Origin of the sequence: Streptococcus sp. NLAE-zl-C503 (assembly GCF_900104285.1) — a bacterium.
Lineage (GTDB): Bacteria > Bacillota > Bacilli > Lactobacillales > Streptococcaceae > Streptococcus.
Window position 1 is genome coordinate 28,608 of sequence record NZ_FNJT01000006.1, and the last position, 24,116, is coordinate 52,723.

Here is a 24,116-nt window from a genome sequence, read left to right on the forward strand (position 1 = left end):
TTAGCTGCCTCTCTGGACTGCTTTAAAAGTTTTCTACTATTCTATTATTTATAACAACACTTGTCAAGTAAAAACTGAAGATTCTTATTCTTGTTTCTTTTCTTCAGCTTTTTTTTCTTCCTGTTTTTTCTTCTCCGCTTCCTTAGCTTCTTGTTTAGCCTTTTCCTCAGCTTCTTCTAAACGTTTATCAGCTAGGCTGGTACTATAGATTCCAGCTTCCATATCAATAAAGCTCGGTTCTGCTAGTTGTGGCTTAATTTTGCTGTAATAAGGTAATTTCTTACTCAACTCTGACAAGGGAACTACTATTTCATCTGTATCCTGCATAGTAATTTTTAGAAGATCGGCAGTTGCCTTACTTGGAGCTAGTTCGATCTTCTGGATCTGACTCTTGATATCCTCACTGATAGTAGATAATCCAGTTATCAGCTCTTTCACCTGCTGCTCATCGTTAAAGGTGACTGTTAGGTAGGTCTCAGGCAGGTTCAAAAGGTTGACAGGGCTTGAGTCAATTGTTCCACTAGATAGGATTGGATAGTGGTCTTCACCTGTCACATAGTAGCCAACAATCTCAAACTCTTTAACTTCAATCGTAAAGTTAGTCGGAAATTGATAGTTAATCTTCGCCGACTCTATCCAATGGTTGTACTTGATTCGCTCAGCGTATCTTTCCTTATCCAACAATAGAGCTAAAGTATAGTCGCTATCTTGAATTCCAGAAGCCTGTTTGATGTCATCCGCTTGGGTCTGGACATTGCCCTTTACCTCGATATGCTTGATAGTCGAAAGAGGGGTCAAGAGATAGATAGAAAGGAGGAGAACCAGAACACTCGGTACCAAGATACTCACAGCTCGCCAAATATGAACAGGAGCAATTTTAGGCTTGGCAGGTTTTTCTGGTTTTTCTTTTTTCTTCTTCTCTTTTTCTTCTTTGACTTTCAGGTCATCCTTTTGAGATTTTTCTTCTTTTTCGGATGGTTCCTTGCTTGTACTTGAGACTTCCTCGTCTGACTCACTCGATGATTTCTTGGATTCCTCCAGTAGTTTCGAGCTAGCTTCCTTTCGAGCTTGTTTTTCCTTTTCCTTCTCTTCAGCTAGAGCAACTTCCTCCTCAGCCTTCTTTTTCAGATATTCTTGGTTCCGTTTCTGCCATTCAGACAATTCTTTCTTCTGGTTTGATTCTTTTTTCTTATCCTTTGACATTGATTTTCCTTATGATAGGTCTTTTCTTAGTAGGGCATAAAAATCATCAAGAGATTTCAATTCAGTTGAAGCTTTCATGCTAGCTTGGTACTGATCCTTGTGACTAAGCAAGTGACTGAGTTTCTCCTCCAAGCTTTCCAAGGTCAAGTCACTTTCTTGAAGTTCTTCTGCATAGCCTTTCTTAACAAAGTAGGCTGCATTTTCAATCTGGTCTCCTCGACTTGCTTCACGACCCAATGGTACGATGAGATGGAGTTTCACCATGGCCAAGAGCTCAAATATCGTATTGGCACCGCCACGCGTCACCACCACATCTGCCATCTCCATCAAGGGTTGATAGAGATCCGTCACATAGTCAACACGAAAGAGATTTTGACTCAACTCATTGAGGCTTGAATCTCCAGTGAGATTGATAATATTGTAGCGCTCTGTCAGTTCTTGCTTATGATCTGTCACCAATTGGTTAAAGACACGAGCTCCTGCAGAACCACCGACAAACAATACTGTAGGCAATTTAGGATTAAAGTGGGTTTGGATATTCACCAATTCATCTGATTCAGGAGTTTTTTGGTCTAAAACCTTGGTCACTGCTCCCACATGCTCGACCTTTACGAGACCAGCAGCCTGCTCAAATGTTGAATACATCTTGGTTGCGAATTTATAGGCAATTTTATTGGCCAAGCCCATAGACAGGTCAGATTCGTGAATAAAGACTGGCACTCCTGACACTCGCGCTGCGATAACCGGCGGTACAGAGACAAATCCCCCCTTAGAAAAAAGAGCTTGCGGACGAAGTCGTAACATGATAAAGAGGGATTGGACAATTCCCCAACCAACTTTAAAGACATCCAGCATATTTTGCCAAGAGAAATAGCGACGCAACTTCCCAGTCGCAATGGAATGAAAGGTCACATTCAAACCTGACTTGAGGATTTCTTGGTGTTCGATTCCATGCTTATCACCGATATAGTGAACTTCCCAGCCGTCTTCGATAAACTTGGGCATTAACAAAAGGTTAAGGGTGACATGTCCAACCGTCCCCCCACCTGTAAAGACAATTTTTTTCATATTATTCCTTTAACTCCGCTACTGTGTCGATAAAGAGGTCGCCACGTACTTCAAAGTTAGCATACATATCCCAACTAGCATTTGCAGGACTGAGGAGAACCACATCTCCTTCTGTCGCAAGTTCATAAGCCTTGCGAGTCGCATCTGCAATATCGGTCGCATCCACATAAGCCACACCAGCCTTATCCGCTGCACGTTTGACACGTTCTGCAGACTGACCAAGGATGACCATTTTCTTGAGTCCAGTGATATCTGGCACCAGCTCGTCAAACTCATTGCCGCGGTCCAAACCACCTGCAATTAAGATAACCTTACTATTATCAAATCCTGACAAGGCTTTTTGAGTTGCCAAGATATTGGTTGATTTACTGTCGTTATAAAATTTCACACCCTTGATTTCATCCACAAACTGGAGACGGTGTTTGACACCACCAAAGGCTGAAAGAGTTTCTTTGATGGTTTGGTTGTCCACTCCACGAAGTTTAGCTACTGCGATCGTTGCAAGGGCATTTTCTACATTGTGGCTACCTGGAACACCGATTTCACTAGCTGCCATGACCTCTTCACCACGGAAGTAGAGCAGACCGTTCTCTAGATAAGCTCCATAAACCTTTTCCTTTGTTGAAAATGGAACAACAGTGGCTTGTGTTTTGCTAGCCAATTCTTTTGCCAAATCTTGGTTAAAGTTCAAGACAAGGAAATCAGCTGCTGTCATCTTGTTCTGGATATTCCACTTAGCTGCTACATAGGACTCAAAAGAACCATGGTAGTCGATATGAGTGGGCATGAGGTTGGTAATAACCGCAATCTCGGGATGAAATTCTTGAACACCCATCAGTTGGAAAGAAGAAAGTTCCATGACAAGTGTGTCCTTGGCTGTTGCAGTTTGAGCCACTTGACTGGCAGGATAGCCGATGTTCCCTGACAAGAGACCATGTTGGCCAGCAGCAGTTAAAACTTCTCCAATCATAGTCGTTGTGGTTGTTTTCCCATTTGAACCTGTGATACCGATAATTGGCGCTTCTGAGATCAAGTAAGCCAACTCCACCTCAGTCAAGACTGGAATTCCCTTTGCCAATGCCTTTTCAATCATGGGATTGCTGTAGGGGATACCTGGATTTTTCACCATAAGGGCAAACTCTTCATCCAAGAGTTCCAAAGGATGCCCACCAGTGACAACCTTGATCCCTTCTTCCAGCAAACTTTGTGCAGCAGGATTTTCCTCGAAAGGCTTGCCGTCATTTACTGTCACAATAGCTCCCAGCTTGTCTAGCAAACGGGCCGCAGATTCACCAGACTTAGCCAAACCTAAAACAAGGACTTTCTTATTTTTAAATTGATCGATTACTTTCATGTCTCAAACTCCATTTCTACTCCTACTATTTTACCATTTTTATGGAAATAAAAAAGCCACAAAGTGTATTTGTGACTCTTTCTTCTAACTTAATGCTCTCTTATCATCGATGAGATAAATCGGTAACTCGAATTACTTGATCCACTTGCTCCCAGATAAGAGGATTATGGGTCGCAATAATAATAGTTCGATTCGGATTTTTTAAAGATTCTAGGATAGAAAGTAATTCTTCAGAGTTTTTGGGGTCTAGTGAAGCGGTTGGTTCATCTGCGAGGATCAAAACTAACCTGCACTCCAAAAGTTCGACAAAAAATATCTAACCCTTAGAGTGCAGGTCAACTCTCAGTACTTTATATCCTTACCTGTCTTTCTTCTGACCTTTGTCCTGTGACAAACATGGTAAAGGTTGCTTTGCAGACATTTCTGCCCTCTTGATTGGTGATATCGACATCCACGACACAGGTTGTACGACCTTGGTGGACACATTCTCCTTTAATGGTCAGCACATCGTCGAGTTTTCCTGCCTTGAGGTAGTTGATAGAGGACTGAAGCGTCACTCCATCTAGCCCTAGTGAAATGACCACCAAACCACTAATCTGATCACAAAGGGTAAAGAGATAGCCACCATGGGCATTGCCATAGTAGTTGAGCGACGAGTCCACTACTTTCGTCGTCACCTCAACGTGACCATCTCTCATTTGTTCAATTTCGTAATTTTCAAAGGCAGATATAGCGTCAAAATGAAAATCTTTCATCGTTTCCTCCTGATAGTTCAAACGACCCTATGATACTACTTTTTATAGGACTGTGCAAGGAGAAAGCTCCTAGTCTGGTAAAATTCCAACCTGCTCAACAAAGCGCATAAAGGCTGCCTGTCCCTGCTCCGTTTGCTTGTAGACTCCGGCATCCTCAAGTACACGCGCAAAGATAGCACCCACAGAGTCCTTGACGGTCTCAAGGGCTTTTTCTTTATCTTTTAGGTCTGGATGTTGGGCTTTGAGTTGGTCGGCCCATTCCTGATGATAAGCGGAAACTGCTTCATCATCTCCTACAAGATAGCTGGCAACTTGCTCCACTTCTGCTTTCAAGCGAGGTGGTAAGATAGCCAAGCCCATGACCTCGATCAAGCCGATATTTTCCTTCTTGATATGTTGGACATCCTTGTGGGGATGATAGATGCCGTCAGGATGCTCTGGCGATGTCTGATTGTCCCGCAAGACCAAGTCCAACTCAAACTGACCGTCGCGTTTACGAGCAATCGGTGTGATGGTGTGATGCGGTGTCCCGTCTGTCTCTGCCAAAATCTGTACTGCAGGATCTGAATACTGGCGCCATTCCTGTAAAATCTTGTCAGCCAAGTTGATCAAATCCTCTTTGGAATCCGAAGTCAAACGTAGCACTGACATAGGCCACTTGACAATCCCAGCCTTGACCTGCTCAAATCCAGCAAAGCAGAAAACCTTTTGCAAAGGAGCCATTTCCATAGGAAATACGTGACGGCCCCCCTGATAGTGGTCATGGGTCAGGATAGAACCACCCACTATCGGCAGATCCGCATTTGAGCCTGCAAAGTAATCAGGAAACTGCTCTACGATAGCCAACAAACGCTCAAAGCTCTGCCGACTAATGGCCATGGGACGATGCTGTCCATCTAAGAAAATACAGTGCTCATTAAAGTAAGCATAGGGCGAATACTGGAAGCCCCATTCCTGACCCGCCATTTCAAAACGAATAATACGGTGGTTGCTACGAGCTGGATGGTTAACTCGACCATGGTAGCCTTCGTTCTCTATACAAAGCTGACACTGGGGATAATTGCTAGCTTGCACCAACTTGGCCGCAGCAATCTCCTTTGGATCCTTTTCAGGCTTAGAAAGGTTGATGGTGATCTCAAGTTCTCCGTAGTCAGATGGTACACGATAAGCAATATTTTTAGCAATGGCCTTGAGTTTGATGTAGTCATTTTTCTGACTGAGCTGGTAAAAATCCCCTATCGCCTGCTCAGGAGAGTGGGCATAGGTTGTCCAAAAGTCACGATTAACCTGACTCGGACAAGGAGTCACCAAGTTCATCAGTTCAGCACCAAGGATTTCACGCGCAGTCTGACTATCCTCAATCGTCTCTAATCGAACCGCTTCCTCGACTAGCTGGTCCTTGAGGTCAATCAATTTATCCAGATCAGTCTCAACTTCCAAAACACCTTCGCCCACTCGAACCAAAACACGATTGGTCAGGTAGATTCGATCCATTTCCTCAAATGAACTTTCAGCAATAACATGTGTTACAAATTTATCTACTAAGGTCACTATAGAGCCTCCTTTTGACTAGTCAAGGATGCGAGTGCCACCTGCAACTTCAGCAATATAGAAGCTTGGAGCATATCCAACTACTTCCTCATAGTGCTTGCCAACAGCTGCCTTAAAGGCCTCAACAGAGTCTTTTTGCACCAAGGCAATGGCACAGCCACCAAAACCTGCCCCTGTCATACGAGCACCCAGAACACCTTTTTGATCCCAAGCTGTGTGAACGAGGGTATCCAATTCCAAGCCAGTTACTTCATAATCATGCTCCAGAGAAACGTGAGAAGCATTCATCAAGCGACCAAATGTTTCCAAATCACCTGCTTGAAGAGCTGCTTGAGCTTTAAGGGTACGTTGGTTTTCAAGCACAGCATGACGAGCACGTTTCAAACGATTTTCGTCTTTGATCAGGTAGCTGTATTGGTCAAATGCCCATTCATCCAATTCACCCAAGGTCTGAATATCCAAGGCAGCTTGCAATTCTTCCACTGCTTTTTCACACTCAGCACGGCGCTCATTGTATTTAGAATCTGCCAATTCACGACGTTTGTTGGTGTTCATGATGACCACAACATTGTCTTTCAAATCAAGTGGCACCAAGTCATACTCCAAGGTATTGGTATCTAGGTAAATGGCACGTTGGTCAGCCCCCATACCGATAGCAAACTGGTCCATGATACCAGAGTTGACTCCGATAAAGTTATTTTCTGTTTGTTTTCCGATTTTAACCAAATCCAAACGGTCTAGTTTTAGGTCAAAGAGATGCTCTGCCACGACCCCTGTCAAGAGTTCCAAGGATGCTGATGAAGACAAGCCAGAACCATTTGGGATATTCCCATAAACATAAAAATCAAACCCTTTGTCAATCACGTGCCCAGCTTCTTGCAAGAAATGAAGAACCCCTTTTGGATAGTTGGTCCAGCTGTGCTCTTTTTCAAACTTGAGGTCAGCAAGAGACACTTCGATGATACCCTTGTCCTCAAAGTTGGCTGAGTAGAAACGCAAAACTTGGTCATCACGCTTGCGTGCTGCCCCGTATGTCCCCAAGGAAATAGCAGCCGGAAAAACGTGTCCACCGTTATAGTCTGTGTGTTCACCAATCAAGTTGATACGGCCTGGTGAAAAGAAAGTTTGGTCTGCTTCTTGACCAAAAACGGCAAGAAAGTCTTTGCGAAGCGCTTCAGCAGTAAGATGTTGTGTCATATGAATTCTCCTTTGACTGTCCGTTAAGTCACCTTAACGTGTAATCGTTTTCTTCTATTGTATCCAAGGGATTTGCCAAGGTCAATCCTTTTTACTAAACTTTTACTAAACTATCAGTAAAAAGCAGAAAAATATGATATACTAACTTAAAAGAAGGAGGATTTATGGCTACATTAAAAGACATTGCACAGCTAGCCTCTGTCTCTATCGCGACCGTATCTCGTGTCCTCAATCGCGACCAGAGTCTATCTGTTACAGAAGAAACCAGACACCGTATTTTAACTGTCGCTGAAGAGCTGGGCTATACTAAGCATCTCAAGACAGGCGAATCCCACAAACCCAAGCAAAAGATTGCCATTATCCAATGGGTCAGCGAACAAGGGGAGTTGGACGATCTCTACTACTATCAAATTCGTCTCGGTATTGAAAAAAGAGCCCAAGAGTTGGACTATGATATCTTGCGCTATTTTAACGACCATCCTTTTACTCTGAGCGAGGAAGTGATCGGGATACTCTGTATTGGAAAGTTCAGCCGATCACAGATTTCTGCCTTTGAAGAATACCAAAAGCCTTTAGTCTTTATAGACAGTGACACCCTCTCGTTGGGACACACCTGCATTATCACGGACTTTTACACTGCTGTGAAACAAGTTGTAGACCATTTCCTCAGTCAGGGACTGGATCGGATTGGCATTCTAACAGGCCTTGAGGAAACAACCGACCAAGAAGAGATCATTCAGGATAAGCGACTTGAAAATTTCAAAGACATTTCCCAAGCAAAAGGTATCTACCATGAAGAACTGGTCTTTCAGGGGAGCTTTACTGCCCAGTCTGGCTATGACTTGATGAAGGAGGCCATTCACAAGTTGGGAGAACAACTCCCACCAGCCTTTTTCGCCGCCAGCGATAGTTTAGCCATCGGCGCCCTCCGTGCCCTCCAAGAAGCTGGAATTAGCCTACCAGACCGTGTCAGTCTCATTTCTTTTAACGACACCAGCCTGACCAAGCAGGTCTATCCTCCCCTATCGAGCATCACGGTCTATACCGAAGAAATGGGCCGAGCAGGTATGGATATTCTTAATAAGGAAGTTCTCCATGGTCGGAAAATTCCTAGCCTGACCATGCTGGGAACTAGACTGACTTTGAGAGAAAGTACAAGGAACGAATAGAAAAAGTGAATAAAGAAATATTCCTTTATCCACCTTTTTGTGGTTTAGTTGTTATTCGCTACGAAGCGATTCGACTGGGTCTTTCTTAGCAGCGATGCGTGAAGGGATTAGACCGGCTAACATGGTAAGGACAATCGAAATACCGATAAGGATTAGAGCTACTTCTATTGGTAATTGCGCTACATTTCCCACATTTGTCATTTTCGCAACAATCGCATTGATTGGAAATGTCGCAAGAAAGGTAATCGCGATACCGAGCGCCCCAGAGATCAATCCTTCGATGGCTGTTTCAGCAGTGAAGATACGACGAATATCTTTCTTCGAAGCCCCCATTGCACGTAGGATTCCGATTTCTTTTGTACGTTCGAGAACTGAAATATACGTGATAATCGAAATCATTATAGAAGATACAATGAGTGAGATGGCCACAAAGCCAACGAGCACAGTTGTCACTACGCCAACCAATGTCGTAATAGAAGACATGATAGTTTGGATATCATCTGAATAAGCGAGTACCTTATCGTCTTCTCCAGCTTCTTTTTTCGCTGTGTTATAGGCGTTTATGAACTCTTTTAAGTCTTGTTTTTGTTGGAACGAAGAGGTGTAGAGCTCAATGGCAGCTGGTTTGGATTTGTTGATGACGCCCATTTTTGCGAGGTTTTCCTCATAAGTTGAAGCTGAATTGTCGTTATATTGTTGGATATACTGCGCCTGTTCTTCAGGCGTCATTTTAGCCAACTGAATTTTTTCTTCTTCGGTTAAATTCTCCGAGCTGAATGGTTTAGGATCTTTGGAAAAGTCTTTACCCGTAAATACATTTAGATTTTGATTGGCTTCCTGTTCCTTAACGATATCACTATTTTGAATGTGTTCGGAAGTGTAATCAATAAGGGCGCTTGTGTAGGCGATTCCTCCTGAAGGAGCATTCACGCCTGAACTTGTGCCTTCTTTTTGGCGAAGGACACCCACAATTTTAAGTTGGAGCCCATTCTCGATTTGAGTTTTCATATAAGAAGCATTATCAATCTTATTGACCCATAAGTTATTTTCTTTCACAAAGCGCTTTGTATTGACAACTGCTTTGAAAGTTTTTCCGATAAAATCACTATATTGATACGTTTGAGAAGAGAGTTCGTCGAGCTTCTTCGTATCGTTCAATTCACTAGGTTCTTTGATACGTAAACTATAGAGCAACAAATCGCTAATTTGATTGTTTTCATCTACGATAAGGACGAGCTCGGACTTATCTTGTGGGAAACGTCCTCCCAACACGTCGTACTTGCTTTCTAGCATTGAAGAATCACTAGAAAGTTCACTCCAGTAGTTGAGGTTTTGTAAGTATCCCTTCATCGTTTGATTCGCTGTTTCTACTTCATCAGCTAAGGTTGAAGGCAGAATACTTTTGGGTCCGTTGGAAGTATCACTTGCATAGATAAACGGTTGTAAATTGTATCGGTAACGAATGTCTTTTGTGAGAGATTCGACCTTCGAAGCGTGTTCCTCCAAGTAAGTCTTGAAGGAAGCTAAGTCGTTCTTTCCGATTTGTTTTTTCAATAAATTCGTTAAAATCGTATTGATACCCAGCTCATGATTATCCTTGTAAGGCTTCTCGCTCAAATCTGGAGAGGTCGCCAACAAGTTGCTCTGGTTCTGCTCGCTAATCGTCAGTGGGAGAGAGACGAGAGTATCTTCCTGCACCTTTTTAACGTAGTCACTCACACCATTTGAAAGGGCTAAGATAAGGGCAATCCCGATAATCCCGATGGAACCCGCAAAAGCTGTTAGTAAGGTACGACCTTTCTTCGTCAATAGGTTATTAAAGGAAAGTACAAGAGCGGTTATAAAGCTCATCTTCGTCTTCGTGAACTGGATGTCGACTTGCTTTGTCTCCTCTGTTGGTTTGCATGGGTTTGAGTCGCTCAAGATGTTTCCATCTAATACTTGTACGATACGTGTGGAGTACTTCTGTGCCAGCTCTGGGTTATGCGTCACCATGATAACCAAACGTTCCTTGGCGATGTCTTTTAATAAATCCATGATTTGAACAGAAGTCTCAGAATCGAGCGCTCCTGTCGGTTCGTCGGCTAAAACGACTTTTGGATCATTAACAAGAGCACGCGCAATCGCGATTCGTTGCATTTGTCCCCCAGACATTTGACTTGGTTTCTTGTATAAATGGTCTTTTAGGCCTACGCGTTCGAGCACTTCGATAGCACGTTTCTTACGTTCTGTTTTTGAAACGCCCGAAAGAGTCATTGCAATTTCTACGTTAGAGAGTGCAGTTTGGTGCCCGATGAGATTATAAGACTGAAAGACGAAACCGATGGTGTGGTTTCTGTAGCTATCCCAATCGCGGTCTTTAAATTGCTTTGTTGATTTTCCTTGGATGAGTAAATCACCAGATGTGTATTGGTCGAGTCCCCCGATGATATTTAATAGGGTGGTTTTCCCAGAACCCGATTGCCCGAGAATGGAGACAAACTCACTCTCACGGAAGCAAATCGAGATATCCTTTAGCGCGTGGAACTCTTGATCGCCCGTATGATAGACTTTTGAAATGTGCTGTAGCTGTAACATCGCCTATCCCCTTTCAGTGATATATGTAGTCTATCACAATTTCATACTGGAGTAAATATGTTACATTTACAATTCATCAAAAATAATCAACAAATGGAAAATCGACTTCTTATGAATGATGATGTCCATGACTTTGACCTACTTCCAACTCCTCAATTTTTCGCTTATGGGCTCGGTGACTTGCTAGGTTTGCATCAATTTCAATGGTAACATTTTGAAAGCCATAATCTTTGAGTAAATTACGAATGGATTCTTTACAATACTCTATATGTTCAATCTCTTCTAGACAAACATGAACAATGGCATTTTTTTCTAAACCATCCATAGACCAAATACTGAGTTGATTAACACTTTTAACATTAGCTAGCGCTGCTAACTCTTTCTCTAGCTCGGCAGTCTCGACCCCTTCAGGCACAGCATCTAAGAAAATCTTAAGTGTTGACCAAAAGCGAGGAATGGCTTTCCAGAGGATAAAACTAGAAATCAAGAGTGATAAGAGCGGATCAAGAAAGTACCAGTCTGTCACATACAAAATACCAGCAACCAGAATAACCGCTAGCCAACCCAGAATATCTTCTAAAAAATGCAAGGTCAGGATAGCTTCGTTCTTGGTCTGACCCTTACGAACAATCAGACTAGCCAAGAGATTGATAAGAATCGCAATAACTCCCAACCACAGCATCCCTTGGTAGTTGACAGGCTGTGGCGATAGGAGGCGAGGAATATTCTCCAAGAGCATCATAACAGATCCTGTCAAAAGGATCAAGGCAGTCAGCATGGCGCCTAGCAGACTGAAGCGTTTATAACCAAGAGTATAACGTTTGTCTTCCTGACGATTGGAAATAGTTTCCAAACAAGCTGATAAACCTATGGCAAGAGCATCGCCCAAATCATGAACCGCATCCGCTAATACAGCACTTGAATTGAAGATGCCCCCAAAAATAAATTCGACAACAGAAAATGATAGATTCAAGAAAAAGGCTAGCCAGATAGATGTTTTAGAACTCATTTCTCTCCCTCCTTTGGTATAATGGGTATATACATACTTCTTTCATTTGTATTATCTAATAAAATTCAAAGAAAGGATAGAAACAAACTGTCAGCCATGTTCAGTTCTGAACAGTTTGTCTCAAGTGTCTATATGCCAAAAAGAGACCGTCGAGTCAGCAAGACTAAAAAAGCTATCTATCAAGCTTTTTTACAACTTTTGAACGACAAAGGCTATGATGCCACTACTGTTCAGGATATCATTGACCTAGCAGATGTTGGACGTTCAACTTTTTACTGTCATTACGAAAGTAAGGAACTCCTTTTAGATGAGCTCTGTCGCTACCTCTTTCATCATCTCTTTGAAAGGGAAGAACACCTTACTACCGAGGACTACCTCGCTCATATCTTTTTACATTTTCAGAAAAACCAGGATCATGTCACCAGTCTCCTTTTTTCCAAAAACGACTACTTCCTCCGCCAACTACACAAGGAACTCGAACACCACGTCTATCCCATGGTGGCGGATGACTTGCAAGAGGCCTATCCAAACATTCCGGCTTCCTACCTCAAACATTTTGTAGTAACCAACTTTATCGAAACACTGACCTGGTGGCTAAAAAAAGGAAAATCCTATACAGAAGACCAAGTAGTGAGATTTTACTTAGATGTGATTGAGATGACTTCTACAAAATCACTCGAAATTTAATCCTGTCACGAAGAAAGGAATCAACCATGTTAAATTCTATTATCCTAGGAATACTGACGATTGTATTGGCTCTTATTTTCTCCCTCCTTCATCTCGCGGCAGCTTTTGCAGCTATGAAAGAAAAAAATTACTGTCGGGGAAATATGTGTATCTTGGTAGGGAGCTGTCTCACCTCACTAGCTCTTGCTGTCTTTTTCTTTGTCCCGCTTGCAACTGTCGTCTTATGGATAGTGGGCTCTAGCATCATCTGCTACGGTGCTTACTGGAATGGGCAACAGCAAGAAAGTCAACATATATCGCACCACATTATAAGGGGCACACTAGCAGCTTTGATCACGCTCTTGCTTATCTTACTCTAACACTAAAAATCCCATCTCGAATTATAGACGAGATGGGATTTTGTCTGCTGAGGAAAGTGGCTAGTAGCTACCACTGACTTTCCTCTCTTTTTATTTCTTCAACAAACCTTGTTCTTGTAGAAATTCTTTGGCTACTTGTTCTGCTGGTTTGCCTTCAACACCGACTTGATAGTTGAGCTGGCTCATCTGGCTTTCAGAAATTTTACCAGCCAGTTTATTAAGCACCGTTTCCAACTCTGGGTGTTTCTTAAGAAGAGCTTCTTTCATCAGAGGAGCCCCTTGATAAGGTGGGAAGAGTTGCTTGTCATCTTCCAAGACCTGTAAATCATAACGCGCCAATTCCGCATCGGTCGAATAGGCATCCGTGATTTGAATATCACCTGACTGAATCGCCTGATAGCGAAGAGCTGGCTCCATGGTTGCTACATTAAGCTTGAGACCATACATTGATTGCAAACCCTTATTGCCATCCTCACGATCATTAAATTCGAGTGTAAAACCGGCCTTCAGCTGCCCTTCAACTTTTTTCAAGTCCGAAATGGTCTTCAAGCCATATTCTTGAGCAATCTTTTTCGGAACAGCTACAGCGTAGGTATTTTGATAAGACATAGGTTTGAGATAGGCCAGATGATCCTGTTTGGCAATGCCATCACGCGCCACTTGATAAACCTGATCTGGCTCATGACCTACTTTCGGTGATGGTTGAAGTAGACTTTCAGTCACAGTACCAGTAAATTCAGGATAGATGTCAATATCGCCTTTTTTCAGAGCTTCATAGAGGAAGCTTGTTTTCCCAAAATTTGGTTTAACAGTCGCAGTCATACTGGTATTCTCTTCAATCAGCAACTTATACATATTGGCCAAAATTTCTGGTTCCGGTCCCAATTTTCCAGCAATCACCAAGTTTTCTTTCTCTTTTTGAGCTAAGAGGGCTGGACTATAAGACAGACCGAGCAATAAGGTCACCAAGGCAAAACCAGAGAAAATCGTTCTCAATTTTGCTTTTTCCATCACTTTTAGTAGGAAGTTAAAGGCAATGGCCAGCACTGCAGAAGAAAGGGCCCCAATCAAAATCAGACTGGTATTATTGCGGTCAATTCCCAAAAGGATAAAGGAACCCAGTCCCCCTGCACCAATCAAGGCAGCCAAGGTTGCCGTACCGATAATCAAGACCGCTGCCGTCCGAATCCCAGACATAATGACAGGCATGGCAAGTGGAATTTCAAACTTCTTGAGACGCTCCCACCTGGTCATACCAAAGGCAATCCCAGCCTCTTGTAGACTTGGATCAATTCCCTTTAGCCCAGTGATGGTATTTTGCAAAATTGGGAAAATCGCATAGATCACTAGAGCCGTCAAAGCAGGCAAGGTCCCAATTCCCATCAAAGGGATAAAGAGCCCCAACAAGGCTAGAGACGGGATGGTCTGGAAAATCCCTGCAATCTGCAAGACCCAGTCCGCCAACTTCTCATGATATCGAAGATAAACAGCCAAGGGAATAGCAATAAAAATAGCTAGTAACAAAGTCAAAAGCGACAACTGCAAATGTTGAGATAGAGCTGTTACCCAATCACCAAAACGCTCCTGAAAAGTTGATATCAAATTAGTCATGAACACTACCTCCAAACAAGTCTGCTACAAAGTCCGTTGCAGGAGCTTTTAAAATGGTCTCGGGATTCGCCACCTGACGAATCTCTCCGTCCTGCAAAACAGCAATACGGTCCGCCAATTTCAAAGCTTCATCCGTATCATGGGTCACAAAAATCGTTGTCATTCCAAACTCTTTATGCAATTCTTTCGTCAGAACCTGTAGCTGTTTTCTCGAAATAGCATCCAAGGCTGAAAAAGGTTCATCCATGAGGAGAATCTTAGGCTGACCAATCATAGCACGGACAATACCAACCCGTTGCTGTTCTCCACCAGATAATTCACTCGGAAGTCGATTCCCATAGTCAGCTACCGGTAAACCAACCTTAGCTAAAAGCTCTTCTGTTTTCGTCGCTATTTCTTCCTTACTCCAGCCCTTCATCTCAGGAATGAGGGCAATATTTTCTGCAACCGTTAGATTGGGAAACAGAGCAATGGCCTGTAAAACATAACCAGTAGAAAGACGAAGTTCACGCTCATCATAGTCTTTGATGCGCTTGCCATCCATATAAATATTTCCATCAGTTGGTTCCAAAAGACGGTTAATGATCTTAATCATGGTCGTCTTACCGGACCCAGAAGGTCCAACTAAAACCATGAACTCCCCATTCTCAATCCGTAAATTGACATCTCTCAAGACATCTTTTTCTGTATAGCGTAGCGCTACATTTTTATATTCAATCATTCTTTGTCCTCAATTTAAAACTTCCCTCGGTTGGTCAAGTTACCAACCTCTTATTAACTAATTTAATCTATTTTATTCCTCATTTGCTTTCTCTTTCAGATTGTCCAAAATGCGTTCCTGATAACTTTCAAACTGGCGAATTTCTTCCTCAGAGAATCCTTTATAAAAAATAGCATCCAACTTTTGACTGATGCGATGGCCAACTTCTTTTTGGGACCAACCTTGCTCCGTTAGCTTAACATATTTCTTTCTCTTATCTATTCCACATGGGCTAATGATGACCAGGTTTTGCTCCTCAAGATTCTTTATCATGGTTGTGAGCGTATTGTTAGCAAGACCAGTCGCCAGCGCAATATCTGTCGCAGTTGCACAACCTGTCTCACTATTCCATAAAACCGCTAAAATCTTTCCCTGTTCACTCCGATAAAGAGCCTCAGGATCCTGACTCAATAACTTTTGAAAAATCCGCCCATTCAATAAACGAATATGATGGGCTACCAAATGACTATCTTTCACGACCTCTCCAATTTGTTTCTATATCGAATTGTTTTCATTGTAACACCTCTCATTCCATCTGTCAACTATTTCGATTTAGAAATAATTTCCACCAACAAAAAAGACCTCCTGCCTAGAGTAGAAGATCTTCACTGTTTATTAACTTAATCTGTCATTTCGGACACAAGTGTTCGGTGTTCCAGTGGTAAACTGCACATAACCAGCAAGAAGATGAATCCTGACTGTACCCAGAAGAGAGCCAAGTCAAAAATTCCATGTACAGCGACTACTGTAAGGAAGGAGAGATAAAGACCGATAATTGGTCGTTTCCCAGACTCCTGACTCATATCCATCATCATGTGAACCGGGATAACCGAAGAAATGGATAAGAGAATGGTTCCAATCAAACCATAACTTAAAATAGTATCGATGTAAAGACTATGCGCGTGTTCGTGATAAGGTGCATGGATTCTCGGGAAAGAATTCATATAGGTCAGCGGACCCTCACCCCAGATCGGATTTTGCTTAAACAAAGTCATACCCGCATTCCAGATTGAAACACGTTCCTCCATTGAAGAATCTAGGGTTCCCATACGGACACCCAAATCGCTTGAGAAGAGGAAACAAAGGCCAATCCCGAAAACTCCAATACTGAGCCAGAAGGCACGCCAGTTTTTAATGGTTGTAAAGAGATAAATGATGGCACCAGCGATGATGGCAGGAAAGGCTGTTCTATTTTGCGTAAAATTCAAACCAAATAGATTCACAAAACCTGCTAGCACACAAAAGACTTTCAACCATCTTAGCTTCGTCGTTGTAAAGAGGTAAAAGGCAATCATGATACAGAAGCAACAAATGATCCCATAGTAGTTAGGATTAAAGAAGGTCACCTCTGCACGGTTTTGGTGCCATACTTGCATATTGGGCGAAAGAAAGGCGTAGTTAAATTTCTTTACAATTTGGAAATGCTCCAAAGTAGCAAAAACAGCAGAGAGCACACTACCAAACAAGATTGTCTGCAGAATCAGTCGAAAGAAAGCATGCGTCAGACGTTTCTGATAAAAACTAAAGAAAATGAGGAAGAGAAACATCAGTAAAGATGCAACCAATCCAAGCCAGTTCTTGGCGACGATGGAGATGATACTACTGTAGGCAATAAAAAAGAGAAGTACAGGATGTTTGGCTAATCCTTTGATAATTCCCTTCATCTCCCCAGTAACAAGTAAACCTATCAAATATAAAGCAAAGAGCGCTAAGAATAAATAAAAAGGTAAAAAGATACTTATGATCATCAAATACAAAAAGAAATCTTTTTTCGAAAGCCCTCTTATCTTATCCAGTAATCCAATTGATTTCAAAACGGATCCTTTCTGTTCTGGATTTCTCCAGAAGATAAATGCTAAACTATCTTTATATTCTACCATTTTTTCCGTCATTTGGGAACAATGAACACGTTTTCGCCACAAAAAACTCTTTCATTAATATGGCACTAGAACTGAATTTTTCTGCCGTTTTCCAATACTTGATAGGTCTGACTTTGCAAATCAATTTCTGCTACTGCTGTTACGGACTTGTCTTTATTTTGACGTTTAATCACAATGCTGTATTCCGTTGGTGTTTCCACCTCTATAGTTCCTTCTATATCAAAGGCCTCTGATCGATTACGGAAAGAAAATAGATTGAGAAGAGCCTTCACCACAGGACGTTGAACTTCTTCTGCTATTTCCTCATTGCTATAGTAATGACGATTAATATTTCGACCTTCCTTAGTTTCTTCTAATAATTTCAAGTCATTTTTTCCTGCTAATAGACCCACATAGTAAACCTGAGGAATGCCTGGAGCAAAAGCTTGAATCAGACGAGCGAGGAAGTACTTGACATCATCATCTCCAAGCGCAGAATAATAGGTTGAATTGATTTGGTAGATATCTAGATTGTTATACTCTGCACTAGAGTACTTACGTTTGACATTCGCTCCAACCTTATAGAGCTCATTTGAAGCATAGTCAATTTCCTCATCGGTCAGGATATCCTTGACATCCACCACTCCAATCCCATCATGGGTATCTAGTGTCGTAAATTGCTTCATCGGGCTCATCTTTAACCACTTAGCCAAGCGCTCTGTTCTGGAACTGTAAAGAGTATAAAGGGTTACCATTGGAAGGGCAAAATCGTAAACATAGTAATCATGGTCCGCTATTTTAAACTGAATCGAATAGTGTTCATGAATCTCAGGTAAGAGCTCTGCCCCATACTCAGCAGCGATATCTCGAACTTTGTCCAATAAATTCCAAATATCTGGTTCCACAAAGAAATCATTGGTATCCAATTTCTTCACTGCATAAGCAAAGGCATCTAGACGAATCAAATCACACCCGTTACTTGCTAGATGTTGAATCGTCTTACGGATGAATCTCATCGTTACTTCTTTGGTCACATCAAGATCAATCTGCTCCTCACCAAAGGTATTCCACAAATGTTCCACTGAACCATCTGCAAATACAATCTCTTGCTTTGGTGCACGATCCTTACGCTTGTAGATTAAATCTACGTCAGCTTGTGTCGGACGATTTTCCGGCCAAAACTTGTCCCAGTTTAGAAAGAGCTCTTTAAATTCACTAGCTTCATGTTTTTCTTGATAGTCCTTATAATACTTAGATTGACGAGAAATATGGTTAATCATAAAGTCAAACATAAGATAATATTTCTCACCTAAACGCTTAACATCCTCCCAATCACCAAACGCTGGATCCACTTCATCATAGTCAACTGGTGCAAATCCACGATCTCCTGTTGACGGGAAAAATGGTAGAAGGTGAACTCCCCCAATAGCATCGCCAAAATGTTCTTCCAAATTCTCATACAAGTCTTTAAGGTTATTTCCAAGACTATCTGAGTAAGTAATCAACATAGTTTTATTTTGAATGGTCATAGATGTTCTCCTTTTTCTGATGAAAGCCAAGTCTTATATGACCTGGCTTCGTAAATGAAAGATATTTTTAGATTTTTGTTCACATTGAACTCGTACTAAACCGCAAGCAACTAAGTACAACTTTCTTGTTTTCTACATAGAATTGTCAATAAGCTAAACCGTTCATCTGTGTATGGAATTATAGATTCCCTAAGCACTTCTTACTTCACTGCTCCGTTACTCATTCCTGAAATGATATGTTTTTGGAAGATGAGGTAGACAATGGTTATCGTTACAATTCCCACAATATAAGATGCAAAACTTGGGCCATAGTCATTGAAGTACTGACCTTGGTAGTTGTATTGGAAGAGAGGCAAAGTCCACATCTTGGAATCCTTATTCAGAATCAACAGTGGCAACATAAAGTCATTCCAGAACCATAGTGCATTGATAATCAAAGTTGTCGCATGCATGGGCTTCAGCATTGGAAAAATGATTCGACGATAAATTGTAAAACGATCAGCCCCATCGATTTCCGCAGCTTCATCCAAACTATCTGGTACACTGATTTTTATATAACCAACATACAAGAAGAGAGTCTGTGGAATAGCATAAGTTAGGTAGAGTATTACTAGCCCCCACATATTTGCTAGACCGAGTTTACTCATCATAACTGTGATAGGAATCATAATCACCTGAAATGGAACAAATATACCTAAAATCAAGAGCGAATACATAATTGCAAAGGCTTTTTTCTTGGACATATTTCGAGCAATGGAATAAGCTGCAGCTGGTATAAAGAAAGCTACTACAATCAATGATAACACCGTAATAACAGCTGAATTCCAGAAATAGCCTCCAATCCCATCCGAAATCAAGCGTTCATAGTTACTTAATGTAAAAGGATTGGGCAAACTAAAGAAATGATTCATGATATCCTTGGTTGTCTTGAAGGAACTGAAAACCGTTACCAACAAAGGAACAAGTATAAGAATACCACCGACTATCAAGAGGACATATTTCCAAAACTGATTCAATTTTTCTTCTTTTTTCATGTGTAGGACTCCTCTATTAGATTTCAAATTTCTTTGATAGCTTGATTTGGATAAGAGAAACAATTCCAATAATTAAGAATAAAATCAAGGCAATTGCATTCGCATATCCATATTGATTACTCTTGAAAGCATAGTTGTAGACTAAAAGTCCAAGAGACGTTGTAGCATTATTTGGACCACCACTCGTCAAGGCAAAAATTTGGTCAAAGGCTGTCAAACCGGACTTAAGAGCCAGAATAAAAACCATAGAAATCGTTGGTAGCAAATAGGGTAATTCAATCTTCCAAAAAGTTTGTTTGCTTGTTGCACCATCGATTGATGCTGCTTCTAAAATATCGGTTGGAATACTCTGAAGACCAGCAAGAAAGAGAATAATTGGCATTGCTACTCCTTGCCACAGAAGAACAAAAATAGTTGCCACTACCGCTCCTACAGGTGTTCCTAATAGACTCTCTTGTAAAAAACCAATCCCTAAAATTCTTCCAATCGTTGGAAGACCATAGTTGAAGAATTGTTTAAAAATCAAGGAAACTGTCAAACCAGACAAAACAGCCGGGAAAAAGAACCAAGCTCTAAAGAAGGTCTGTCCCTTCATCTTAGAATTTAAGGCTCGTGCCACAACCATCCCAATCGTAATCTCTCCAATAATCAATGCCAGAGTTAAAATCAAAGTAAAAGCAATCGCTGTGAAGAATTTCCCATCAATCATAAGCAATTTGTAGTTATTCAAACCAACAAATTTGTAATTATAGGTCAATCCAGTCCAGTTAGTCAAACTATAGAAAGCACCTTGCACCATCGGAAAGTAAAAGAAGATCGCTTGTAAAGCAAGCGGGATGAGCAAAAAAGTCCAACCCCAGTATTTATTTAAAAATTTTCGAATAGCCATATCATCTTAACTCCTATTCTAGTCCAAATCTGCCTTCATTGGATTAAAGAAAGCATTGAGATTGTTTGCCATATTTTTCAGATTTTTATCCATCAGATAACCTGCGCTTAGATTAAAAAAATCTTCTTCAGAATTCCAGTGTTGGCCCAACCAAACATAATGTTTATCCGTAAATGCCAGTTTAGAAATCTCTGTAAGCGCTGAGTCTTCTTTTTCCTGTATACCTTTTACAGCAACTGGTGAACCATCTACATTATAATATGATTGCATAGCTTTTGGACTAGTCATATAGCTGATAAATTCTTCGATTTCTTTCGGATGTTTAGTAGTAGCCGAAGTTGATAATGCCATGTCCCCTGCACCAACAGTAACTTCTTTTCCTACTTCTTCTCCTGGGAATGCAAACATGCCTACCTCAAATTTAGGATCCTGTTGATTAATTGCTGCTAATGCCCATGATCCTTGAGGCATCATGAGAGCATTTCCACTTGAAAAAGCCACCACCGCATCATTATAAGAAGCACCACGCCAACCATCTTGAGCATTATCTGCCAATAAATCTAGTCGTTCTGCATCGGCTTTTAAAATAGCATCATCTGCAGAGATAGCGTTTGGTTTTGAAAAGCGAAGGTAGTTATTAGCCGCATCTCCACTACCTGTAATAGTAATGAGAGAAAGTTGGTGGTAACCATTTAATGTCCAGCCTTCATTGCCTGCAACTGCAAATGGAGAATTCCCACTATCTTTTATCTTTTTAACAATCTCTTGAAACTCTTTAAAAGTCTTCGGTTCCTCAAGTCCTAATTCTTTAAACTTTGTTTTATTGTAATAGATTCCATAAAGATTGGCCGTTAAAGGCACACTATAAACCTTGTTATTGATTGCATACTTTTCGGCATAGTCGTTCTTGATGTTCTCAAGATAAGATTTCCCTGTCATATCTGCAAAATAGCCTGCCTTCGCCCACTCCTGAAAATCCATATTTTGAGGATAGATATTAATAATATCTGGAACATCTCCTGATAAAATCCGAGTCTTCAGAACAATTCCAGCTGCGGGAACAGTCGTCAGTTTTACATCAATAGTAGGGTGTTCCTTCTCAAAATCATCCACTATCCTTTGCAAGGTATCCGCCATCTCGGTCTTCTGGTTAAAAAACTCAATCGTTACCTTGCCATCAGTTGACTCCTCTTGGCTACTGCAAGCTGACAGTCCCAAAAGGCAGAGTCCTGTAGTAGCAATTAAGCTCATCTTTTTATACCATCTCATGATTTTATCTCCTTATCTTCTAATGAAATGTAACTGCCTGCTGAGATAATCTCCCTGCGGAAGCTCCATAGTAATACCCGCATACATGAGTTCTGCACCTGAGTAAACTACACCATTTTCCTGTAATTCATACCGTCCCTCTTCATCCAAATCTTTTAACTTTAAAGTTGTTTCTATTGTTTCCACAACTGATAAGACTCGGACGTAGGTTACAATCGTTTGATTTCCATAGTTAAATTGTACAGCTACTTCATTGGATTCAGCATCGGGATTGATTAACCTATACTGGTTTCCCAACTGGATTACTGGCCGCAATTCTTTATACAAGTTCACCTGATTAGCAATCTCAGCCTTCTCTTCATCTGATAAACTTGTCAAATCAAGCTCATAGCCCAGATTTCCCATCATTGCCACATGACCACGAGTTTCCAATGGTGTCATTCGTCCCATCTGATGATTTGGTACTGCTGACACATGAGCTCCCATGGAAATAGTTGGATAGAGATAGGATGAGCCGTATTGAATTGGTAAACGTGCAATGGCATCAGTATTATCACTAGCCCAGACTTGTGGGAAATAGCGCATCATGCCAAGATCATTTCGTCCACCACCACCAGAGCAGGACTCAAAGAGAATATGGCTGTGCTTCTCTGTTAGATAAGAAACAAGTTCATAAAGTCCCAGCATGTACTGATGAGATTGCATCTGAGTTTCCAGATAAGCTGAACCATTCCCTAAGTTAGTGATATTGCGGTTCATATCCCATTTGATGTAGTCAATCTTATGATGAGAGAGGAGTTCATCTAAGACATTTTTCAAATATTCTACTACCTGAGGATTGGCAAGATTAAGTACTAATTGATTTCTAGAATAGGTATGCTCATATCCTGGAACCTGAATAGCCCAGTCAGGATGTTTACGATACAAATCACTATCAACAGAAATCATTTCAGGTTCTAACCAGAGCCCAAACTGTAAACCTCTTTCATGGATAGCTGAAATCAGACTTTCTAGGCTTCCACCCAGTTTTTTCTCATTAACAACCCAATCACCTAAAGCACGATTATCATCAAAGCGATTGCCAAACCACCCATCATCTAATACAAAAAGTTCAATTCCAACTTTCTTAGCCTCATCTGCCAACTCTAACAGTTTTTCTCTCTGAAAGTCAAAGTAAGTTGCTTCCCAGTTATTGATTAGAATTGGACGTTCTTTTTTAGAAAACTGACTTGGCATAATGTGCTTAAGTACAAAATTCTGACTTTCATGACTGATACCAGTTAATCCCTTATCTGAAAAGGTCACTAAAGCTACCGGTGTTTCAAAATTTTCCTCAGGATTTAACTTCCAAGAAAAGTTTTCCGGGTTAATGCCAATAGCCACCCGAACTTCATCCAGTTGATTTTTTTGGACAAAAGCTTCAAAGTTTCCACTATACAGTAGTTGCAGGGCAAACACATTTCCAGCATCCTCTGTGACTCCTTGATCACATAATAGAAGAGCTGGTGTTTGAGCATGCCCAGAAGCACCACGGTTCGAACTAATTGAAAAGATTCCTTGTTCTACCTGTTGACGTCGGACAGTCTTTTCACGAGCATAAGCTCCCTGTAAAGTCACTATTTTGTAAGCTGCGGCAGGAAAATCAGCCATAAAAGAAAAGTCCTTGTGGATGACAACTTCTTGATTACTATTATTTTCCAATTTGCTGTAGCTAGCAATTGTCGCATCATTATCAAAAGCAGTATAATACAAAGTAAGACTAAGTTGAGCCTTAGAATCTTTTAAAATCAAGGCAAGAGTCTCTGTATCGTCCATGCTATGTGGAGAAGGTAATCCCTGTGGACCATTCTGACCTTTTAAAATCTTTGCTTCTACAAATCGAAAGTCTGTTACTTCAGTTGCATCATGCTGAACCTGTAAGGTTGGTTTTCTAAAGTCACCCAAACCATGTTGTCCAAAAATCTGACGTTGCGTATCCAAACTAAAGGCTCGATTAGTAGCTATAGGATTAGCTGAAAAAGCATGATCGCGTTCATAAACACTATTGACACCTCTATAGTTCTTAATGGTCTTTCCTAAATGTTTTAATAATAAGAACCCATCCCTATTTTCAATAATCAAACTTAGACCTTTACTCTCAACGTAAAATAGATTATTCTCTATTCGAACTCCCATATATTTCACCTCTTCGATTTCTTGATAAAATTTTATCACATAAAAGCGCTTTCTAAAATAG

General features: G+C 41.2%; 20 protein-coding genes and 1 pseudogene. 3 read left to right on the forward strand and 18 right to left on the reverse strand.

The window, feature by feature from the left end; genetic code table 11:
* Nucleotides 1–84: 84 nt before the first annotated feature.
* The 7 genes and pseudogenes from BLS46_RS08585 to BLS46_RS08615 all read right to left on the reverse strand — a co-directional run bounded on the left by BLS46_RS08585 (nucleotide 85) and on the right by BLS46_RS08615 (nucleotide 7,128).
* A complete protein-coding gene (locus tag BLS46_RS08585) occupies nucleotides 85–1,203 on the reverse strand; it encodes a cell division protein FtsQ/DivIB (RefSeq protein ID WP_093586981.1) in 1,119 nt (372 codons plus the stop codon).
* Between the two features lie 9 nt (nucleotides 1,204–1,212).
* On the reverse strand, nucleotides 1,213–2,271 hold the full coding sequence (locus BLS46_RS08590) for a UDP-N-acetylglucosamine--N-acetylmuramyl-(pentapeptide) pyrophosphoryl-undecaprenol N-acetylglucosamine transferase (RefSeq protein ID WP_093586983.1): 1,059 nt from the start codon (nucleotides 2,269–2,271) through the stop codon (nucleotides 1,213–1,215).
* 1 nt (nucleotide 2,272) lies between these two features.
* A complete protein-coding gene (murD, locus tag BLS46_RS08595; protein ID WP_093586985.1) occupies nucleotides 2,273–3,625 on the reverse strand; it encodes a UDP-N-acetylmuramoyl-L-alanine--D-glutamate ligase in 1,353 nt (450 codons plus the stop codon).
* A gap of 103 nt (nucleotides 3,626–3,728) precedes the next feature.
* Nucleotides 3,729–3,905: pseudogene (locus BLS46_RS08600) on the reverse strand (AAA family ATPase); the annotation flags it as partial.
* A gap of 70 nt (nucleotides 3,906–3,975) precedes the next feature.
* Entirely contained in the window at nucleotides 3,976–4,380 is a 405-nt protein-coding gene (locus BLS46_RS08605; protein WP_000651219.1) for a PaaI family thioesterase, read from the reverse strand.
* Nucleotides 4,381–4,449: 69 nt separating this feature from the next.
* A complete protein-coding gene (locus tag BLS46_RS08610) occupies nucleotides 4,450–5,931 on the reverse strand; it encodes a UDP-glucose--hexose-1-phosphate uridylyltransferase (protein ID WP_093586987.1) in 1,482 nt (493 codons plus the stop codon).
* A gap of 18 nt (nucleotides 5,932–5,949) precedes the next feature.
* Complete coding sequence (locus BLS46_RS08615) at nucleotides 5,950–7,128, reverse strand: galactokinase (RefSeq protein WP_093586989.1); 1,179 nt, start codon at nucleotides 7,126–7,128, stop codon at nucleotides 5,950–5,952.
* 164 nt (nucleotides 7,129–7,292) lie between these two features.
* On the opposite strand from BLS46_RS08615, the gene galR reads away from it, so the two are divergent.
* Nucleotides 7,293–8,297, forward strand: a complete 1,005-nt coding sequence (gene galR, locus BLS46_RS08620; RefSeq protein ID WP_093586991.1) for a DNA-binding transcriptional regulator GalR — start codon at nucleotides 7,293–7,295, stop codon at nucleotides 8,295–8,297.
* Nucleotides 8,298–8,348: 51 nt separating this feature from the next.
* On the opposite strand, the gene BLS46_RS08625 is transcribed toward galR, so the two are convergent.
* Both BLS46_RS08625 and BLS46_RS08630 read right to left on the reverse strand, forming a co-directional pair.
* Entirely contained in the window at nucleotides 8,349–10,874 is a 2,526-nt protein-coding gene (locus BLS46_RS08625; RefSeq protein WP_093586993.1) for an ABC transporter ATP-binding protein/permease, read from the reverse strand.
* Nucleotides 10,875–10,983: 109 nt separating this feature from the next.
* On the reverse strand, nucleotides 10,984–11,883 hold the full coding sequence (locus BLS46_RS08630; RefSeq protein WP_093586995.1) for a cation diffusion facilitator family transporter: 900 nt from the start codon (nucleotides 11,881–11,883) through the stop codon (nucleotides 10,984–10,986).
* Between the two features lie 132 nt (nucleotides 11,884–12,015).
* Between BLS46_RS08630 and BLS46_RS08635 the strand changes: the two genes are divergently transcribed.
* Both BLS46_RS08635 and BLS46_RS08640 read left to right on the forward strand, forming a co-directional pair.
* Nucleotides 12,016–12,570, forward strand: coding sequence for a TetR/AcrR family transcriptional regulator (locus tag BLS46_RS08635; RefSeq protein WP_093587017.1), 555 nt, complete (start codon nucleotides 12,016–12,018; stop codon nucleotides 12,568–12,570).
* 26 nt (nucleotides 12,571–12,596) lie between these two features.
* Nucleotides 12,597–12,929: a glucuronide permease gene (locus BLS46_RS08640; RefSeq protein ID WP_093586997.1), complete on the forward strand. Its 333-nt coding sequence runs from the start codon at nucleotides 12,597–12,599 to the stop codon at nucleotides 12,927–12,929.
* A gap of 90 nt (nucleotides 12,930–13,019) precedes the next feature.
* On the opposite strand, the gene BLS46_RS08645 is transcribed toward BLS46_RS08640, so the two are convergent.
* From BLS46_RS08645 to BLS46_RS08685, 9 genes are all read right to left on the reverse strand, one after another.
* Nucleotides 13,020–14,540, reverse strand: a complete 1,521-nt coding sequence (locus BLS46_RS08645; protein WP_093586999.1) for an ABC transporter permease/substrate-binding protein — start codon at nucleotides 14,538–14,540, stop codon at nucleotides 13,020–13,022.
* On the reverse strand, nucleotides 14,533–15,261 hold the full coding sequence (locus BLS46_RS08650) for an ATP-binding cassette domain-containing protein (protein ID WP_093587001.1): 729 nt from the start codon (nucleotides 15,259–15,261) through the stop codon (nucleotides 14,533–14,535). Before BLS46_RS08650 ends, BLS46_RS08645 begins: the two co-directional genes overlap by 8 nt.
* A 72-nt stretch (nucleotides 15,262–15,333) precedes the next feature.
* Entirely contained in the window at nucleotides 15,334–15,777 is a 444-nt protein-coding gene (locus BLS46_RS08655) for a MarR family winged helix-turn-helix transcriptional regulator (RefSeq protein WP_093587003.1), read from the reverse strand.
* A 143-nt stretch (nucleotides 15,778–15,920) separates the two neighbouring features.
* Nucleotides 15,921–17,114, reverse strand: coding sequence for an O-antigen ligase family protein (locus tag BLS46_RS08660; RefSeq protein ID WP_025170970.1), 1,194 nt, complete (start codon nucleotides 17,112–17,114; stop codon nucleotides 15,921–15,923).
* A gap of 131 nt (nucleotides 17,115–17,245) precedes the next feature.
* Nucleotides 17,246–18,688, reverse strand: coding sequence for a sucrose phosphorylase (gtfA, locus tag BLS46_RS08665; RefSeq protein ID WP_093587005.1), 1,443 nt, complete (start codon nucleotides 18,686–18,688; stop codon nucleotides 17,246–17,248).
* Between the two features lie 200 nt (nucleotides 18,689–18,888).
* Nucleotides 18,889–19,722 (reverse strand): carbohydrate ABC transporter permease, encoded by an 834-nt coding sequence (locus tag BLS46_RS08670; protein ID WP_000711270.1) that lies wholly within the window; start codon nucleotides 19,720–19,722, stop codon nucleotides 18,889–18,891.
* 16 nt (nucleotides 19,723–19,738) lie between these two features.
* Nucleotides 19,739–20,611 (reverse strand): carbohydrate ABC transporter permease, encoded by an 873-nt coding sequence (locus BLS46_RS08675; protein WP_045616733.1) that lies wholly within the window; start codon nucleotides 20,609–20,611, stop codon nucleotides 19,739–19,741.
* Nucleotides 20,612–20,629: 18 nt separating this feature from the next.
* Nucleotides 20,630–21,880, reverse strand: coding sequence for an extracellular solute-binding protein (locus BLS46_RS08680; RefSeq protein ID WP_093587007.1), 1,251 nt, complete (start codon nucleotides 21,878–21,880; stop codon nucleotides 20,630–20,632).
* Nucleotides 21,881–21,892: 12 nt separating this feature from the next.
* Nucleotides 21,893–24,055: an alpha-galactosidase gene (locus BLS46_RS08685; RefSeq protein ID WP_093587009.1), complete on the reverse strand. Its 2,163-nt coding sequence runs from the start codon at nucleotides 24,053–24,055 to the stop codon at nucleotides 21,893–21,895.
* Nucleotides 24,056–24,116 lie beyond the last annotated feature (61 nt).

Coding starts and splice junctions, on each gene's coding strand:
- BLS46_RS08585 (WP_093586981.1), bottom strand. CDS start 1,203: ATGTCAAAGGATAAGAAAAAAGAATCAAACCAGAAGAAAGAATTGTCT.
- BLS46_RS08590 (WP_093586983.1), bottom strand. CDS start 2,271: ATGAAAAAAATTGTCTTTACAGGTGGGGGGACGGTTGGACATGTCACC.
- murD (WP_093586985.1), bottom strand. CDS start 3,625: ATGAAAGTAATCGATCAATTTAAAAATAAGAAAGTCCTTGTTTTAGGT.
- BLS46_RS08605 (WP_000651219.1), bottom strand. CDS start 4,380: ATGAAAGATTTTCATTTTGACGCTATATCTGCCTTTGAAAATTACGAA.
- BLS46_RS08615 (WP_093586989.1), bottom strand. CDS start 7,128: ATGACACAACATCTTACTGCTGAAGCGCTTCGCAAAGACTTTCTTGCC.
- galR (WP_093586991.1), top strand. CDS start 7,293: ATGGCTACATTAAAAGACATTGCACAGCTAGCCTCTGTCTCTATCGCG.
- BLS46_RS08625 (WP_093586993.1), bottom strand. CDS start 10,874: ATGTTACAGCTACAGCACATTTCAAAAGTCTATCATACGGGCGATCAA.
- BLS46_RS08630 (WP_093586995.1), bottom strand. CDS start 11,883: ATGAGTTCTAAAACATCTATCTGGCTAGCCTTTTTCTTGAATCTATCA.
- BLS46_RS08635 (WP_093587017.1), top strand. CDS start 12,016: ATGCCAAAAAGAGACCGTCGAGTCAGCAAGACTAAAAAAGCTATCTAT.
- BLS46_RS08640 (WP_093586997.1), top strand. CDS start 12,597: ATGTTAAATTCTATTATCCTAGGAATACTGACGATTGTATTGGCTCTT.
- BLS46_RS08645 (WP_093586999.1), bottom strand. CDS start 14,540: ATGACTAATTTGATATCAACTTTTCAGGAGCGTTTTGGTGATTGGGTA.
- BLS46_RS08650 (WP_093587001.1), bottom strand. CDS start 15,261: ATGATTGAATATAAAAATGTAGCGCTACGCTATACAGAAAAAGATGTC.
- gtfA (WP_093587005.1), bottom strand. CDS start 18,688: ATGACCATTCAAAATAAAACTATGTTGATTACTTACTCAGATAGTCTT.
- BLS46_RS08670 (WP_000711270.1), bottom strand. CDS start 19,722: ATGAAAAAAGAAGAAAAATTGAATCAGTTTTGGAAATATGTCCTCTTG.
- BLS46_RS08675 (WP_045616733.1), bottom strand. CDS start 20,611: ATGGCTATTCGAAAATTTTTAAATAAATACTGGGGTTGGACTTTTTTG.
- BLS46_RS08680 (WP_093587007.1), bottom strand. CDS start 21,880: ATGAGATGGTATAAAAAGATGAGCTTAATTGCTACTACAGGACTCTGC.
- BLS46_RS08685 (WP_093587009.1), bottom strand. CDS start 24,055: ATGGGAGTTCGAATAGAGAATAATCTATTTTACGTTGAGAGTAAAGGT.